Consider the following 17,019-nt stretch of genomic DNA (forward strand, 5'->3'; position numbering starts at 1 on the left):
TCAGAAGAGGTTTATCGAGTTCCAGGTCTTTGCAATGAACGAGTCGTCGTTCTTTGTTGCTACACCGGTGTCACGATCGACTTTGACGTTCTCGACCAACTGATAGCTGTCGACGTACCACTGGCTGCGGGGGTAGTTGTACCCAAGCACGGCCGCCGTCTTCTTCGCTTCGTCGACGACGCCAAGCGCCATGTAACATTCGACGAGGCGATGGAGTGCTTCCGGCACCTGGGTCGTCGTTTGGTATTTGTCGACCACGGTCTTAAAGCGGCTGATCGCTGCGACGTAGGCCCCGCGCGTCTCATAGAAGCGGCCGACCTCCAACTCCTTGCCCGCGAGATGATCTCTTACGAGGTCGATCTTGCGGCGTGCGTCCTTGGCATAGGGCGTATCCGGGTAGCGGCGAATCAACTCCTCGAGCGAGGTAAGCGCCTGATCGGCGTTGGTCTGATCGCGCTCCACGTCGGTCACCTGCTCATAATAGGAGAGCGCCTTGAGGTAGTAGGCGTAGGCGATGTCACGGTTGCCCGGATGGAGTTGGATGAACCGGGTGAGCGCGTTGATGGCCTCTTGATAATTATTGTCCTGATAGAGCGCATAGGCGGACATGAGCTGCGCCTTTGTCGCCCAAATCGAATAAGGGTGCTGACGCTCGACCTCGTCGAACGCCTTGGCCGCCGCCGGGTAGCGTTGCTCCGCCAACGCGTCCATGCCCCTGTTGTAAAGAGTGTTGACCGGCTCCTCGACGTACTTATCCTTTTCATCGTCGCCGGAGCAAGCGCCGAGCGCAAACAACGCAAGGGCCAAGCCTGCGCACGCGAGCATGCGTCTCGCTGCACCGCCTCGAATCCTTACCATCGAACCCACTGTCTTGCGCAACCCCTGCCCGGTCTAATTTGCGGGGCCGATTGTCTCAGCCCCTGACGCTTGCCTTCTTATAGCACGATAGATTGCGTTGCCATAGGCTTGCGGTCGTTCAAAATCGACGCGCCACGGTGATCCCGCAGGATAAAACTCGATAATATTGACGTTCGGCCCGACAGTCGTCGAGGTCGATCAGGCGGACGCCGCCATCGGCTGGCGATCCTGGCTATGCGGACTAACGGCCTCACGACCTTCGAACGGAACGAGGCGCCACGCGTCGCGGTCGGCAAACAGCGCGCGCAACAACTTGTTATGCATGCCGTGGCCTGAGCGGAAGCCGTGGAAATGGCCGATGACAGGTGCGCCCGCGAGGGAGATATCCCCTACGGCGTCGAGGACCTTGTGGCGGACGAATTCGTTCTCGTAGCGCAACCCGTCCGGATTCATGACCCGATCTCCGTCGACGACGACGGCGTTATCGAGCGAGCCGCCGAGGGCCAGTCCCGCAGCGCGCAGCTTCTCGACGTCCTCGACGAAGCCGAACGTGCGCGCTCGTGCGATTTCGTTCTTGAACGCGCCGTTTTGCAGCGAGACGAAATATTCCTGGCGCGCCACGGCACTCGCCTCGAAATCGATCTCGAAGCTGATCGAGAACCCACTGCTCGGCGTGAACGATGCCATGGCTTCGTGATTACCGACGGCGACATGCTTCAGCACTCGAATGGCCTGTCTCGGTGCAGCCTGCTCGACGATGCCCGCGCAATCGATCAGGAACACAAACGGTGCGGAGCTTCCGTCCATGACCGGAACCTCGGCCCCATTGAGTTCGATGACGAGATTATCGATGTGGCAGCCGGCCACCGCCGCAAGAAGATGCTCGACCGTGCCGATCTTGACGGGACCGTGCTTGCCGGGAGCCTCAGCACCGAGCGTGGTGCACATGCGGGTATCGACGACGTGCCGCCAAGTGGCGGGGATCTTGACCCCACCGCCCGAGAGATCGATGCGACGGAAAGCGACGCCGGTGTTCGGCTCAGCCGGCAATAGCGTCATCGTGACTTTCTGTCCGGAATGCAAGCCGATGCCCGAGCAACTGATCGGGGTCTTCAGGGTTCGTTGGAAAATATTACAGTCTCCCCTTGGATCGACGCTCAGGACCGTCGATGGCCCATTGCGACTTAAAATGTTTGTTTCCGGTCTGCTCCGGTCCCCACGGGCGACCGAGTGCTTCGATGACTCTTTACCAATGGTCCGCGAAGCACTCAAATCACCTTTTGTTACGGATTGTTACCGGTAGAACATTGCATTCTCAATAACTTACGCTACCCTAGTTAGCTTGGCGGCGGAGAAACGCGGGGATCTCCAGGAGGTCGTCGTCTCCTTTCGAAGTTGCAAGCCGGTCACTGGGATCGAGCCCCCCAAGGCGAGGTTGAGATGGTGTCGCCGGCTCGTGCTGGGGTTCGGGTGCCCTGCGCGTTCCACCCGTCACTTTATTGAATAGACCCGCCATGCCCCGGCGTACCTTGCCTGGCTCCACGGCCATTGAACCGTGGGCCGCCTCGGCGGATGGAACACCACGCGCCGCGATTTCCTCCACCGCGGCCGCAAGCTCCGGCTCATGGGCCGTGAAAAATTCGGACTGCACGTTGGGCGCTGCAGCTGTCGCCGAGACGCGTTGGGTAGGTGCAGGCTTGATCGTGGCCGAAGCGGGGGCCGCCGCCGCCCGAACCGGTGGTGCTGTGGGTGCAGTCGGTACAGCCACGGGGATTGGGGCGAGTGCCGGCTCCGCTCCCGTGGCGACAATCTGCGGCGCTTCGGCCGCAGCACGGATGACGCGGAGTGGCTCGCTCGCCACGGCCGGCGCTTGAACCGGCTGCGGCGCTGCCGCCACGATCGTACGGGGCGCTGGGCGATCGCTGACGAGGACGGGCCGAAGCGGCTTCGGCTGCTGGACGGCTGCGGCATCGATACCCGTTGCGACGACGGACACGCGCACGCTGCCGTCCAGGTGCTCATCGAATGTCGAGCCAAAAATGATGTTCGCTTCGGGGTCGACCTCGTCGCGGATTCGATTCGCCGCCTCGTCGACCTCGAAGAGCGTCATGTCCATGCCGCCCGTGATATTGATGAGGACTCCCTTGGCCCCCTTCATCGACACGTCGTCGAGAAGCGGGTTCGAGATCGCGGCTTCGGCGGCATCGAGCGCCCGCCGCTCGCCCTGAGCCTCGCCGGTGCCCATCATCGCCTTCCCCATTTCGCTCATCACCGTGCGAATATCGGCGAAGTCGAGATTGATAAGGCCGGGCATGACCATGAGATCGGTGACGCCGCGCACGCCGGAATAGAGAACGTCATCCGCCATCTTGAAGGCGTCGGCAAAGGTCGTCTTCTCATTGGCGACGCGGAAGAGGTTCTGATTGGGAATGATGATCAGCGTGTCGACGAATTGCTGGAGTTCTTCAATCCCCTGTTCGCCGATGCGCATGCGGTGCTGCCCTTCGAAATGGAAAGGCTTGGTCACCACGCCGACAGCGAGGATGCCACGCTCGCGTGCGGCGCGCGCGATGACGGGTGCGGCCCCGGTGCCGGTCCCGCCACCCATTCCCGCGGTAATGAATACCATATGAGCGCCGTCAAGATACTCGAGGATGGCGTCGAGGCCCTCCTCGGCGGCGGCGCGACCAACGTCCGGTCGGGAACCCGCACCCAATCCCTGGGTAACGCTCAGCCCAAGCTGGATGCGGCGATCCGCCTTCGAGAGCGCCAACGCCTGCGCATCCGTGTTGCAGGCGAGGAACTCCACTCCCTCGAGGTTGGCGGCGATCATGTTGTTGACGGCGTTGCCGCCAGCGCCGCCGACGCCAATTACAACAATGCGCGGCTTCAGCTCATGAGCCGGCTCAGGCACGGATAGGTTGATGGTCATGTCAGCCTCCAGTTCCCCATGTTCGTCGGTAACTTCCGTAATCCGTAACGGCCGTCGACATTTCGAGCCCTTGCCGGGCTCCGGCCGCGGCGGCGCGGCCGTGGCAAGCCTACAGATTTTCCCGCAGCCACACTCCAAATCGGCCGAACACATCGCTCGGCGGCTCCTGAACGCGGCGCGCACGCGAGGGCGAACCCGCAAAGCGCGTCAACGCGTATTGAAGCAATCCCGCACAAGTCGCAAACGCAGGGCCCGCGGTCGAATCGGCGAGCCCGCCGATGCGCAGCGGGCGACCCATCCGAACTTGTTTGTCGAGAACGAGTGCTGCGAGTTCGCGCACGCCCTGAAGCTGGCTCGCACCACCCGTGAGCACCACGCGACGCCCGGCGGTACGATCGACGCCGCTTGCCTCGAGACGCCCGCGCACGAGCTCGAACGTCTCCTCGAGGCGCGGCTGAATGATGCTCACGAGAATCGATTTCGGCACATGATTGGGACTGGCATGCTCGTCTTCGCCCACCTGCGGTACGTCGACCACGTCGTGCTCGTCGGAGGATGTGGCGAACGTTGAGCCGTAGAGGGTCTTCATGCGCTCGGCGTGGACGAGCGGGGTCGACAGGCCGCGTGCGATATCGCTCGTGACGTATTGCCCGCCGACCGGAATGCAGTCGGTATAGATGACCTCGCCGTCGAAAAAGACCGAGATCGAGGTGCTCCCGCCGCCCATATCGATGCAGGTAACGCCGAGGTCCATCTCGTCCTCGACCAGCGTTGCGAGGCCGGCCGCGTAAGGCGAGACGACCAGCGCCTGCAGATCGAGATGACACCGTGCGACGCAGGTCTTGAGGTTTCGAACCGATCCCGCGGACGCGCTCACCACGTGCATGTTGACCCCGAGGCGTTCGCCATACATGCCGCGCGGGTCGCGAATTCCGTTGCTGCCGTCGATCGTGTAGCTCACGGGGATGGAGTGGATGATTTCGCGCTCGCTGGCATCGTTCAGGAGATAACCTTGTCCGAGGACGCGGCGCAGATCGGTGTCGCCGACTTCATGACCCGCGATCGAGACCTCGACCGCGACGGTCTGCGAGAGCGGGGTGCCGCACGTCAGATTGACGAAGACCTCGCGGATGGTCTCTTCCGCCATTTGTTCGGCCGCGTGCACGGCACCTCGAATCGATTCCTCGGCAGCGTCCATGTCGATAATGGCTCCCGCGCGCAGGCCACGAGACTTCTGATGCCCGATGCCGACGACACGGATATTTCCCTCGCCGCCGATCTGGGCGACGAAGCAGCAGACCTTGGTCGTGCCGACGTCGAGTGCGGCGACGAGACCGCTGCGCGGCTTGGCCAATCCCCTCTTCATCGGCATCCCCATTTGCTGCCTTGTTGCTTCATCCCTTGGGTCATCGCGGCGTCACGTGTTCTTGCCGGGCTTGCCCTGGCGTGCCGCGGCGTCGGGCGAAAGCCGGACGATGAGACGGTCGGGCAAACGCAGATCGATCAGCACGATGTCGCGCTCGAACAGGCGCTCTTTGGCGTCGAGGTCTGCAAGGCGCTGCAAGGCTTCGTCCGGATTGATCTCGGGCAGGCGCACGTCGATGCCTTCGTTGAGGTGAAGATTCCAACGGCGGTTTCCGACCCAAATGCCGGATTCGACATGGCGCGCGAGTTCGGGCACTTTCGCGAGCATGTCGAGGAAAGCAGGTGCCTGCTTGGGAGCCCCTTCGCCGACGACCATCGGGAGCTGAGCGAAGCGCGCGACGTCAGCACCCTCGATCACCTTGCCTTCCCGGTCGACGAGCTTGATCCTGCCGCCCGATTGCCAGAGTGCGAGCGGGGTGCGCTCCTCAATGGTCACGAAGACGAGGCTCGGCCAGCGCCGCTCGACCGAGGCGGCGCGAACCCAGGGGAGCGATTCGAGCCGCTCGCGCGCCGCGCCGAGGTCGAGGCCGAGAAGCGGTGCGCCGCGCTTCGCACCCAGTGCAGCGAGAAGTTCCTGCGCGGTGGTCTCATGCCGGCCTTCGACCATCACATCGCCGACGCGCAGGCCGAGGCCGGATGTCGTTTGAAGTCCGGCATCGAGCAAGGCGAGCAAAGTCCTTTCAGCCGTCCCGCTCCGCCAAACCCAGGCTCCGGCGACGCAAACAAGCGTTGCAAGGAGCGCTGCACCTCCGTAGCGAACCACCGCACCGAGCCAACGCGGTGTCGGTCGACGCCAGCGCGGCTTTGCCGCGGGGAGCGATGGGGCGGTTACTTGTCGCATGCCGCGTTCTCCACCATCCAGGTGACGAGCTCGGAAAAGGACATGCCGATGTGCGCCGCCTGCTCGGGCACGAGCGAAAGCGGCGTCATTCCGGGTTGGGTATTGATTTCGAGGAGATAAATCTCGCCGATGCGCGCGGTGTCGTCGTAGCGGAAGTCGGCGCGCGAGACACCTCTGCAACCGAGCACTTCGTGCGCACGTGCGGCGAACTCCATGCATTGCTGCGCGATTCGTTCGGGGATGGGGGCGGGAACCAGGTGAGTGGTCTTGCCCTCCGTATATTTCGCGGCGTAGTCGTAAAAACCGCTCAACGGACGAAGCTCAGTCACGGCGATCGCCTTGTCGCCCATGACCGAGACCGTCAGCTCTCGCCCCGGAATGAAGCGCTCGACAAGCACCTCGTCGCCATAGGGCCAGGCATCGCGCTCGAAGGGCATTGCGTTGTCGCCAAGGTTGACGATGCGCACGCCGACACTCGATCCTTCGGAGACCGGTTTCACGACATAGGGGCGCGGCATGATGTCGCCTCGGAGGACAAGGTCGCGGTGCACGACCTTTCCGTCGGCAACGGGGATTCCAACCGACTGGAACAAGCGCTTCGCCATCGGTTTGTTCATGGCGAGCGCGGAGGCGAGCAATCCGGAATGAGTGTAGGGGACGCCGAGAATGTCGAGCACACCCTGAACGCAACCATCCTCGCCCCAGCGGCCGTGAAGCGCGTTGAAAACCACGTCCGGCAACGGCTCGAGTGCTGCTACGAGCTTTGGCAGGTTGCGCTCGACGACGATTTCGCTCACCTCGTAGCCGGCTTGACCCAGCGCCCTTGCGCATGCCTTCCCGCTCGTGAGGGATACTTCCCGCTCCGCCGACCACCCGCCCATGAGCACCGCGACATGCTTCGTCATGGCGATACCTGCGGGATGGGCCGCAAGCCGCCCGCGGGCGGCACGCCGACGATGCGGATTTCCCAGCGAAGCTTGACCCCGCTCGTCTCACAAACGCGCAGGCGGACTTCTTCGCCGAGCGCTTCGAGATCGGCGGCGGTCGCACCGCCGACATTGATCAGGAAATTGCAGTGCTTTTCCGAAACCATGGCGCCGCCACAGCGAAGGCCGCGGCAACCGGCCTTGTCGATCAGTTGCCATGCTTTACGGCCCGCAGGATCGGCGCCATCCGGGTTTGCGAAGGTGCTGCCGCCGGTGCGGCTGCGAATCGGCTGGCTATCCTCGCGCGCACTTTGGATCTCTTGCATGCGCTTGGCGATCGAGGATCGGTCGCCCGGTGCTGCCTGGAGGAGTGCTCCCGTAAAAATCCAATCCTCGGGTGCAGCACAATGTCGATAGGAGAGGCCGAGGGCCGAGAGGGGCAAGCGATGGAGATGCCCGGCGAGATCGATCGCTTCCGCCTCCACCAATGCGTCCTTGATCTCGCGGCCGTAAGCACCGGCATTCATGCGCAAGGCGCCGCCGATCGTACCGGGAATCCCGGAGAGGAACTCTAGTCCGGCCAAGCCGGCTTCGGCAGCACTCAACGCGACATTGAGATCGAGCGCACCCGCACCCGCGCGCAGCCTCGTACCTTCGACCTCGATCCCCGCAAATTCGCGCCCGAGCCTGATCACCACGCCGGGCACGCCGCCGTCTCGAACCAAAAGGTTCGATCCGACGCCGATGACCGTTACGGGCACGTCGACGGGCTTTGCGGCAAGGAATGCGGCGAGGTCTTCGCGGTCGGCGGGCCGGAACATCACTTCCGCCGCACCGCCGACACGGAACCACGTAATCCGGTCGAGGGGCGCGTTCTCCGTAAGTCGTCCCCGAACGGGCGGGAGCCGCTCGATAACGTGGAGCGGGAGTTGCTTTGCGGCCATCATCCGTTTGCCCCGCTTCGTTGGCCCGCACGCCGCGAAAATTGCGCCTCGAGCTCCGCCGGTAGCGCGTGCGCCCAATTCGTGATGCTGCCCGCCCCAACGCAGACAACCATGTCGCCCGGTTCCGCCACCTCGGCGACGATGCCGGCAAGCTCGGCGGGATCGGCGAGCGGGATCACTCTGCGATGGCCGTGGCTGCGCAGTCCCTCGACGAGCGCGTCGCGGCCGACCCCTTCGATGGGCTGCTCGCCTGCCGCGTAGACCTCCGCGACAATCACGGCATCCGCCTCGTTGAAGCAGGTGCAAAAATCCTCGAATAGATCGTGAAGGCGCGTATAGCGGTGGGGCTGCATGACCGCGATGACTCGACCGTGGCAAGCCGTCCTCACCGCGCGCATCACCGCTGCGATCTCGACCGGGTGGTGGCCGTAGTCATCGATGACGCGGATACCCGCGACTTCGCCAATCACGGTGAGCCGACGCTTCACTCCCGCGAAGCTCGCGAGCGCCTTGCGGATCGTCGCCTCCTCCATTCCCATCTCGTAGGCGATGGCGATGGCGGCGAGGGAATTTTGCACGTTGTGCTGGCCGAGCATGGGGAGCGTGAGCCCCTCGAAGCGTTTTTCCTCGCCCCGGAACCGGTCGGCGACTGTGACCGTGTAGCGCGAACCGCTTGGGCCCAGTGTTACGTCGGAGGCACGCACGTCGGCTTGCGGGCTCATGCCATATGTAATGATCTTGCGGTCGAGCACGCGGGGGATGAGGGCCTGCACCTCCGGATGGTCGATGCAGAGCGCTGCGAAACCGTAGAACGGGATATTCTGGACAAAGGATGCAAACGCGTCGCGCACCTTGTCGAAGCTTCCGTAAAAATCGAGGTGCTCGGGATCGATGTTGGTCACGACGCAGATCGTGGCCGGCAGTTTGACGAAAGTGCCGTCGGATTCGTCGGCCTCGACCACCATCCATTCGCCGCTGCCGAGGCGCGCGTTAGTGCCGTAGGCGTTGATGATGCCGCCATTGATCACGGTCGGGTCGATGCCCGCCGTCTCCAGCATCGCGGCGACCATCGAAGTCGTCGTCGTCTTGCCGTGGGTTCCCCCGACCGCGACCGACCATTTGAGCCGCATCAGCTCGCCGAGCATTTCCGCGCGTCGTACGATCGGCATGAGCCGCTCGCGTGCGGCCTTGACCTCGGGATTGTCCGATTTGATCGCCGATGAGACGACGACGACCTCGGCTTCACCGAGATTTTCCTCGCGATGGCCGAGTGCAATCGGGATCCCGAACGTTCTGAGGCGGCGGACGTTGGCGCTATCCGAGACGTCACTGCCCTGAACCTTGTAACCGAGATTGTGCAAAATCTCGGCGATGCCGCTCATGCCGATGCCGCCGATGCCGACGAAGTGGATGATCCCGATATCGAGAGGCAGTGTCCTCATTCCGCGGCAACTTTCATGGGCTGGGGGTTTCCGTTGGCCGGCAACAGCCGCTCCGCGAGCGAGGCGAGCCGCTCGGCGGCATCGATTCGCGCAACCGCCTGCGCTGCGCGCGCGGCGGCAGCGAGCGCTTCGGGGAGCGTGATAAGCGCTTCGAGCCGGCTTGCGAGTTTGGCCGCATCGAAATGTCGCTCCGGGATCAGCCAGGCCCCGCCTGCGGCGTCGATGGCCTGCGCGTTTGCGAGTTGGTGGCCGTCGATCGCATGGGGGTAGGGAACGAGAATCGCCGGCCGGCCGGAAGCCATGAGTTCGGCGCAGGTCGAAGCACCGGCGCGGCAGATAGCGAGGTGGCACGCCGCGAGTCGTGCGGGCATGTCGTCGAAGAAGGGCTGAATGTCGGCCGCGACCCCGCAGGCACTGTAAGCGGCGCGCACGGATTCCACATCCTCCGGCCGCGCCTGCTGGCCAACGGCGATCCGCCCGCGCAGGCTTTGCGGGAGTTGCGCTATTGCCGCAGGCACGATGTGTGCGAACACGCGAGCGCCCTGGCTTCCGCCGGTCACGAGGAGCTTGAACGGGCCGTCAGCCTTGAAGGCGAAGGGCGGCTGCGTCGCAAGAACCGCGATGTCCGCGCGGACGGGATTGCCGGTCACCACGATCTTCACCCGGTCGGTCTGGCGGACGGCCGCGGTGTCCTCGAACGAGGTCGCGATGGATCGCACATAAGGGGCGAGCAGACGATTGGCGCGACCGAGGATCGCATTCTGCTCGTGAAGGGCCGTAGGGAGACGGGCGAGGACGGCCGCGGCCATCGTCGGCAGTGCGGCGTAGCCGCCAAAACCCAAAACGGCGTCGGGCTTCATCGATGAAATGCAGGATCGCGCCTCGAGAAAGCCGATGCCCAAGCGAAACGTCGCCGCGACACGTTGAAGGACGCTGCGGCCGGAGATTCCACCCGCCGCGATCGTGCGCACCGCCGAACCGGCGAATTTTTCGGTATGGGCCGCACCCCTGCGGTCGGTCACCAACAGGACGCGATGGCCCCGCGCAAGCAAGGTGCGCGCCGTTGCCTCGGCGGGAAACATGTGCCCGCCGGTTCCACCTGCGGCCAGGAGGATGAGACGGGGTGCTCCGGTCATCCGATTCCTCCCGGTCCCACGCGCCGGCGGGTCAGTGCTAGGACCATCCCCATCCCGAGCGCCAGGGCGAGGAGGGAGGACCCGCCATAGCTGATGAAAGGCAACGTCATACCCTTGGTCGGCATGAGATGCAGCTCGGACGCCATGTTGACGACGGCCTGAAGCCCGAACTGCACAAGAAGGCCCGCACCCGATAACAGCACGAAGAGGTTCTGCTCCTCCAACAGCCGACCGATGCCGCGCAGGATGACGAAGCCAAAGATCGTCACGATCCCAAGGCAGGCGAAGAGCCCGAACTCCTCGCCGGCAACCGCGAAAACGAAGTCGCTGTGCGCGTCCGGAAGGTGGAGCTTTGCGACACCCTCGCCGGGGCCGCGCCCGTAGAGGCCGCCATTCGAGAACGCTTCCATCGCGCGCTCGACCTGATAGCTGTCGCCCGACTGCGGATTGAGAAAGCGGTCGACGCGGCTCGCTACGTGCGGGAGCGTGAAATAGGCGGCTACGAGTGCCGCCATCCCGAGTGTGGTGAAAAGGACGACCCAATACATGCGCAATCCCGCAAGGAAGAATTGGGCGAACCACACGGCAGAGACGACGAAGAGCATGCCAATGTCGGGTTGTGCTGCGAGGATCGCAGCGACGGCGAAGTAGAGTACGATCGCGATGAAGTTGCCCGGGATTCGTGCGCCTTGACGCTGCCCGGCGAACATCCACGCGGTCACCACCGCAAAGGCGGGCTTGATGAATTCCGAGGGCTGAATCGAAAGGCCCGCGAGATAGATCCAACGCCGAGCGCCCTTGATCTCCGTGCCGATCGCCGGCGTGAGCGCCATCAGGGCGAAAGCGATCAGGAACACGACGACCGCAAGCCGGCGCACGCCGCGCGGCTCGAGGAGCGAGACGGCCAACATGAGCGCCAGCGCAATCGGGAGATAGAAAAGTTCGCGTTTCACGAAATAGAAGGAGTCGTAGCCGATCCGGGCCGCAACCGAGGGACTCGCGGCGAGGCACAGGATGATGCCCAACAGGGCGAGGGCGCCGATCGCGACAAGGAGCCACTTGTCGACCGTCCACCACCAGCGGCCAATGACGCTTCTGTCGGTGCGGGCGAAGGTCATGGTCATGCGCGAACCTCGGCATTGCGCCGCGGCCCGTCCGCTCCGGGCAACGCACCGACGAGTGCGCGGAACGCTTCGCCGCGGGCCTCGAAATTCTCGAATTGGTCCCAAGACGCACAGGCAGGCGAAAGCAGAACCACGGGCCGGACGGCGCGCTCGCGCGTCGCGGCCGCATTCGCCGCCACGACGGCCTTGGCGAGTGTTCCGCAATGCGTGTGGGGTACTCTCCCTTCGAGTGTGCGCGCGAAATCCCCGGCCGCTTCACCGATGAGGTAGGCATGCGCGATGCGACCGAAGTGGTGTGCAAGCGACGCGATGCCGCCTTCCTTGGCCCGCCCGCCCGCGATCCAATGGATATGCTCGTAGCAGACGAGGGCTTTTTCCGCTGCGTCTGCGTTGGTGGCCTTGCTGTCGTTGACGAAGCGCACGCCGCCGATCGTGGCGATGAGTTCCTGGCGGTGCGCCAATCCGGGGAAGCTTTCGAGATGGACGGCGATAGCACTTGGGGATGCGCCCGTGGGTTTCGTCGCTGCGTAAGCGGCGGCGGCGTTCTGCCAGTTGTGCCGGCCGGGCAGGGTCGGGATTCGCCTGAGGTCCGCGACCTCGGTCTCGGGCCCATCGGCTGCGTCGATGAGCAGGCCGTCGGGCGCATATACACCGCGCTGCAGGCGGCGCTTTGCGGAAATCGGCACGACGATCCGGTCACTCTTTTTGGTCAGCGCCTCGAAAATGCCCTCTGAATGGGCGTCGTCGACGCCGATGACGGCGGTGCAAGGCTTCGTCTGGCGATCGAAGATGTGCGCCTTGGCGCGGACGTAGCCCTCCATCCCGCCGTGACGGTCAAGATGGTCGGGTGTGATATTGGTTAGGACCGCAACGTCGAATGCGAGCGATGAGAGGAGTTCGAGCTGGTAGGACGACAGCTCGAGCACGTAGATGCCGTGCCGGTCGAGCGGGGCAAGTTCGAGGGCCGGCGTGCCGAGATTGCCGCCGACTTCGACCCGCCGTCCGGCGCTGCGGAGGACGTGGCCGATAAGCGCTGTCGTGGTCGATTTCCCATTGGTGCCAGTGACGCCGATATAAGCGGCGTCCCGCTGGCTCCGCGCCAAAAGCTCAACGTCGCAGACGATTTCGAGACCGGCATCGCGGGCACGCACCGCAATCGGATGCGGCTTCGGATGGGTGTGAGGAATGCCGGGACTCCACACGATGGTGCGTGCACGGGCGAGATCTGCCCCTGTGAGATCGACGACCGGCACGCCCGAAGAGGCTGCCGTGGCACGGCGTGCTGGATTGTCATCCCACGCCCAAACCTCGGCGCCGCTTCGCAGCAGCGACCTTGCGCTCGCCATCCCGCTTTTGCCGAGGCCCATCACGGCGACCGGCTGCCCGGCCAGTGAGGCGACTTCGATCATGTGCCTCACCTCAGCTTCAGCGTGGATAGGCCGGCCAACGCCAGAATCGACGCGATGATCCAGAACCGGATGACGATCGTCGACTCCTTCCAGCCCTTCTTCTCGAAGTGATGGTGGAGCGGCGCCATGCGGAAGACGCGCTTGCCGGTGAGCTTGAAGGATGCGACCTGGACCATGACCGAGACGGTCTCGAGCACGAAAAGACCGCCCACGATCGCAAGCACCAGCTCGTGCTTGGTGATGACGCTGATGGCGCCCAACGCGCCGCCGCACGAAAGCGAGCCGGTGTCGCCCATGAAGACCATCGCCGGCGGCGCATTGTACCAAAGAAAGCCGAGTGAGGCGCCGACGAGTGCCCCGCAAAAAACCGCGAGCTCGCCGCTTCCGGCCACATAGTGAAGCTGGAGATAGTTCGCAAAGACCGTATTGCCGACCACGTAGGAGATAAGACCGAACACGCTCGCCGCGATCATGACCGGCACGATCGCGAGGCCGTCCAGTCCATCCGTAAGATTGACCGCATTCGATGCCCCCGCGATGACGAATGCGGCGACGGGCAAAAAGAACCAGCCGAGCTGCAAGAGCACGGCCTTGAAGAAAGGTACGGCGAAACTCGTATTGAGCGGGGAAGGTGCATGCTGCATCACCCACAGGGCGGCGAGGAGGGCGATCGTGACCTGGCCGAGAAACTTGACCCTGCTCGGCAAGCCTTTGCTCGAGCGGCGGCTGAGCTTCAGGTAGTCATCGGCGGCGCCGATCGCCCCGAAGCCGAATGTCACGAACATCACGAGCCAGACATAACCGTTCGTCACGTCGGCCCAGAGCAGCGTGCTGAGCGTGAGGGCCGCGAGGATGAGTACGCCCCCCATCGTAGGCGTGCCTTTTTTGGTGATGAGGTGGCTCTCGGGCCCGTCGTCGCGGATCGGTTGGCCTTCGCGCTGCTTGCGCTTGAGCCAGGCGATGAAATGCGGCCCGAGCCAGAAGCTAATGAAGAGTGCCGTCGCGATCGCCCCGCCGGTGCGGAACGTGATGTACCGAAATAGGTTGAGCGGTCCGAAATCTTCGGCGAGGGGGGAAAGGATGTCGTAGAGCATTTCTTGTTGTTCCTTACCCGTTGACCGCATGGGGCATCTGGTGGAGTGCTAGGAGTGCATCCACCACCTTCGCCATGCGCGAGCCAAGCGAGCCTTTGACGGTCACAACGTCCCCGGGACGGATCTGTTCCACGAGAATCTTCGCAAGCGCTTCGGAAGTCTCGGCGTGGGCGCCGCGCATCTCGGCCGGCAGCGCCTCGTGAAGTGCCCGCATGAATGTACCGGCGCTGAACACGAGATCGATGCGCCCGGCGCGCAAGGCGCTCTCGAGACTTGCGTGGAGATGCCTCGATTCTGGTCCAAGCTCAAGCATGTCGCCGAGGGCCGCGATCCTTCGCCCCGCCGCACCGGGCTTCGAATTCGCAAGGATTTCGATAGCACCGCGCATCGATGCGGGCGACGCATTGTAGCTGTCGTCGATCAACTCGAAGCTGCCGCCCGCCATTTCGACGCGATGGCGCTTGCCGCGACCCTTCGGCGCCGCAAGCTCCTTGAGCGTTGCGGCCGCCTGGTCGACATCGGCGCCGACCGCATGCGCGGCGGCGAGCACGGCTAGGCTGTTGAACGCCCAATGCCGGCCTGGCACACCCAGTCGAAATTTGATCTCGCGGCCATCGAAAGAGGCGCCCACATCGCTGCCGTTTCGCACTGGCTTGTAAGACGTGAGCCGCATTTGCGCTTCGCGATGAGCGCCGAAGCTGATGACGCGGTCCACGCCCGCCGCGTAGGCGCTTACGATAAGGACCGGGAAGAACGGATTATCGCGGTTGAGGATTGCGACCCCGCCGCGCATGCCCGAGAAGATTTCAGCCTTCGCCTCGGCGATCGCCATGACCGTGTCGAAGTATTCCATGTGCACCGCGGCGACGGTGGTGATGATTGCGACGTGGGGGGCCACGAGAACCGAGAGTGGGGCCAGTTCGCCCGGATGGTTCATGCCAAGCTCGAAGACGCCGTATTGCGCATCGCGCGGCATGCGCGCAAGCGAAAGCGGCACGCCCCAAAGATTGTTGAGGCTCGCCGCACTTGCCGTCGTCTTCCCCTGACGCTCGAGCACGAGCTTGAGGGCTTCCTTGGTGCCGGTCTTGCCAACGCTGCCGGTGACCGCGATCACCTTGGCGTTCGTGCGCGCACGCGCGGCGCGGCCCAGGGCTTCGAGTGCGGCCTGGGTGTCCTCGACGACGACGAGCGGGGCCGCATCGCAGCCACGGGGTATTGCGGCCACGACCGCGGCGACAGCACCAGCCTCAAGTGCCGCGGCGACGAAGTCATGCCCGTCGACACGCGGACCCTTGATTGCAACGAAGAGGTCGCCTGGCTCGGCACTTCGGCTGTCGATCGAAACCCCACTTGCATGCCATGTCGCGTTGCTCACCCCGCCGGTCGCTCGCGCAACCTCATCCGAGCGCCAGATTTGAGTCCTTACGGCAGTCATTTGACGGTCCCGTCGAGGGCCGAAGCGACTGCCCGCACCACTTCCGCGTCGTCGAAGGGAATCGTCTTGTCCCCCACGATCTGCCCGCGTTCATGGCCCTTGCCCGCGATCACCAGCGTGTCGCCCGCTTCAAGCGAGCGCATCGCCGTTTCCACCGCCGCCGCACGGTCGCCGATTTCGAGCGCACCCGGGCAATCCGCGAGAATCTGGCTGCGGATGGCGCTCGGATCCTCCGTGCGAGGATTGTCGTCGGTCACGATCGTCCGGTCGGCAAGCCTCGCGGCGATGGCGCCCATCTGGGGCCGCTTGCCGGCGTCGCGATCGCCGCCACAGCCGAAGACGACGACCAGACGGCGCTCGGTATGACGACGAAGGGCATGGAGGACCGCTTCGAGTGCGCCGGGCTTATGGGCGTAGTCGACGAATATGGCTGCCCCGTTGGAAAGGCGGGCGATGCGCTGCATTCGACCGGGAACACCTTGCAGGTGAGGCAACGATGCGATCGCCGCGTGCGCATCTCCACCGGAGCCGACGACGAGACCGAGGGCGGCAAGCAGATTGCCGGCTTGGAAATCGCCCACCAGTCCGACCGATACCTCATGACGACGGCTCTCATAGACGAAGTGGACCGTCTGGCCGGTTGCACTGGCGCGCACGCTCTCGAGGCGCAAGGTCTCGCCGTTGACGCCGTAGCTCAGCACCCGAAGCCCGCGCACCCGGCAAGTCTCCAAAAGTGCGCCGTATTCGGGCACATCGGCGTTCAGAACGGCACTGGCGCCATCCGCCATCACCTCGGCGAACAAGCGGCGCTTCGCCGCGAAATAAGCCTCCATCGTCGGGTGATAATCGAGATGGTCGCGGTTCAAATTGGTGAAGGCGGCGGCGCGCACCGCGACCCCGTCGAGGCGATATTGGTCGAGGCCATGAGAGGACGCTTCCATGGCCACATGGTCGATGCCCGCGGCGGCGAGATCGGCCAAATCCTTGTGGAGCGCTATCGGATCCGGGGTGGTGAGGCTGCCATAGCGCGTGAGGCCGGGCGCGATGATGCCGAGCGTGCCGAGGCTCGCGGCCTGGAAACCGAGTTCGGTCCAGAGCTGGCGTGTGAAGCACGCGATCGAGGTTTTTCCGCTGGTTCCGGTCACGGCGGCGACCACGCGCGGTTGGCGGCGGTAAAATCGCGCCGCCATGAGCGCAAGCCGTCGACGCGGGTTCGGATCGGCGACAAATGCGACGCCACGCCTGAGCGGCATCCGGTCGGCATCGGCGAGGATGGCGACGGCACCTCGTTCGACCGCGTCAGCGATGAATTCCCGTCCGTCGGTTTTTGCGCCGGGCAAGGCCGCAAAAAGATAACCGGGTTCGACCCGTCGTGAGTCGGACGCAAGGCCGAGGATGTCGATCTCGGCCCAGGCAGGGTCATTCAGTGCGGTGTAAGCAACTCCGTTCATCA

The 17,019-nt window shown here is 64.2% G+C and carries 14 protein-coding genes; all 14 read right to left on the reverse strand.

Annotated elements, in window-relative coordinates; all coding sequences use genetic code 11:
- The 14 genes from VEJ16_03670 to VEJ16_03735 all read right to left on the reverse strand — a co-directional run bounded on the left by VEJ16_03670 (position 1) and on the right by VEJ16_03735 (position 17,017).
- Positions 1-825: an outer membrane protein assembly factor BamD gene (locus VEJ16_03670; GenBank protein HYB08750.1), complete on the reverse strand. Its 825-nt coding sequence runs from the start codon at positions 823-825 to the stop codon at positions 1-3.
- A 231-nt stretch (positions 826-1,056) separates the two neighbouring features.
- Positions 1,057-2,049 (reverse strand): UDP-3-O-acyl-N-acetylglucosamine deacetylase, encoded by a 993-nt coding sequence (lpxC, locus tag VEJ16_03675; protein HYB08751.1) that lies wholly within the window; start codon positions 2,047-2,049, stop codon positions 1,057-1,059.
- Between the two features lie 142 nt (positions 2,050-2,191).
- On the reverse strand, positions 2,192-3,790 hold the full coding sequence (gene ftsZ, locus VEJ16_03680) for a cell division protein FtsZ (protein HYB08752.1): 1,599 nt from the start codon (positions 3,788-3,790) through the stop codon (positions 2,192-2,194).
- A gap of 109 nt (positions 3,791-3,899) precedes the next feature.
- Positions 3,900-5,156, reverse strand: coding sequence for a cell division protein FtsA (gene ftsA, locus VEJ16_03685; GenBank protein HYB08753.1), 1,257 nt, complete (start codon positions 5,154-5,156; stop codon positions 3,900-3,902).
- Between the two features lie 51 nt (positions 5,157-5,207).
- Positions 5,208-6,056 (reverse strand): cell division protein FtsQ/DivIB, encoded by an 849-nt coding sequence (locus VEJ16_03690; GenBank protein ID HYB08754.1) that lies wholly within the window; start codon positions 6,054-6,056, stop codon positions 5,208-5,210.
- Complete coding sequence (locus VEJ16_03695) at positions 6,044-6,961, reverse strand: D-alanine--D-alanine ligase (GenBank protein ID HYB08755.1); 918 nt, start codon at positions 6,959-6,961, stop codon at positions 6,044-6,046. Before VEJ16_03695 ends, VEJ16_03690 begins: the two co-directional genes overlap by 13 nt.
- Positions 6,958-7,926, reverse strand: coding sequence for a UDP-N-acetylmuramate dehydrogenase (murB, locus tag VEJ16_03700; protein ID HYB08756.1), 969 nt, complete (start codon positions 7,924-7,926; stop codon positions 6,958-6,960). Before murB ends, VEJ16_03695 begins: the two co-directional genes overlap by 4 nt.
- The gene (gene murC / locus VEJ16_03705; protein ID HYB08757.1) at positions 7,926-9,368 is read right to left on the reverse strand and encodes a UDP-N-acetylmuramate--L-alanine ligase; all 1,443 of its coding nucleotides are present in this window, start codon (positions 9,366-9,368) and stop codon (positions 7,926-7,928) included. Before murC ends, murB begins: the two co-directional genes overlap by 1 nt.
- Positions 9,365-10,504, reverse strand: a complete 1,140-nt coding sequence (gene murG / locus VEJ16_03710) for an undecaprenyldiphospho-muramoylpentapeptide beta-N-acetylglucosaminyltransferase (protein HYB08758.1) — start codon at positions 10,502-10,504, stop codon at positions 9,365-9,367. Before murG ends, murC begins: the two co-directional genes overlap by 4 nt.
- Positions 10,501-11,628, reverse strand: coding sequence for a putative peptidoglycan glycosyltransferase FtsW (locus tag VEJ16_03715; GenBank protein ID HYB08759.1), 1,128 nt, complete (start codon positions 11,626-11,628; stop codon positions 10,501-10,503). The genes murG and VEJ16_03715 overlap by 4 nt, the downstream gene beginning before the upstream one ends.
- Positions 11,625-13,037, reverse strand: a complete 1,413-nt coding sequence (gene murD / locus VEJ16_03720; GenBank protein HYB08760.1) for a UDP-N-acetylmuramoyl-L-alanine--D-glutamate ligase — start codon at positions 13,035-13,037, stop codon at positions 11,625-11,627. Before murD ends, VEJ16_03715 begins: the two co-directional genes overlap by 4 nt.
- A gap of 5 nt (positions 13,038-13,042) precedes the next feature.
- Positions 13,043-14,131 carry a phospho-N-acetylmuramoyl-pentapeptide-transferase gene (mraY, locus tag VEJ16_03725; GenBank protein ID HYB08761.1) on the reverse strand — a complete coding sequence of 363 codons (1,089 nt, stop codon included), beginning with the start codon at positions 14,129-14,131 and terminating at the stop codon, positions 13,043-13,045.
- 13 nt (positions 14,132-14,144) lie between these two features.
- Positions 14,145-15,566, reverse strand: coding sequence for a UDP-N-acetylmuramoylalanyl-D-glutamyl-2,6-diaminopimelate--D-alanyl-D-alanine ligase (locus tag VEJ16_03730; protein HYB08762.1), 1,422 nt, complete (start codon positions 15,564-15,566; stop codon positions 14,145-14,147).
- The gene (locus VEJ16_03735) at positions 15,563-17,017 is read right to left on the reverse strand and encodes a UDP-N-acetylmuramoyl-L-alanyl-D-glutamate--2,6-diaminopimelate ligase (GenBank protein HYB08763.1); all 1,455 of its coding nucleotides are present in this window, start codon (positions 17,015-17,017) and stop codon (positions 15,563-15,565) included. The genes VEJ16_03730 and VEJ16_03735 overlap by 4 nt, the downstream gene beginning before the upstream one ends.
- Positions 17,018-17,019 lie beyond the last annotated feature (2 nt).

It is taken from the genome of Alphaproteobacteria bacterium, assembly GCA_035625915.1.
In the GTDB taxonomy this organism is placed as follows: Bacteria; Pseudomonadota; Alphaproteobacteria; order JACZXZ01; family JACZXZ01; genus DATDHA01.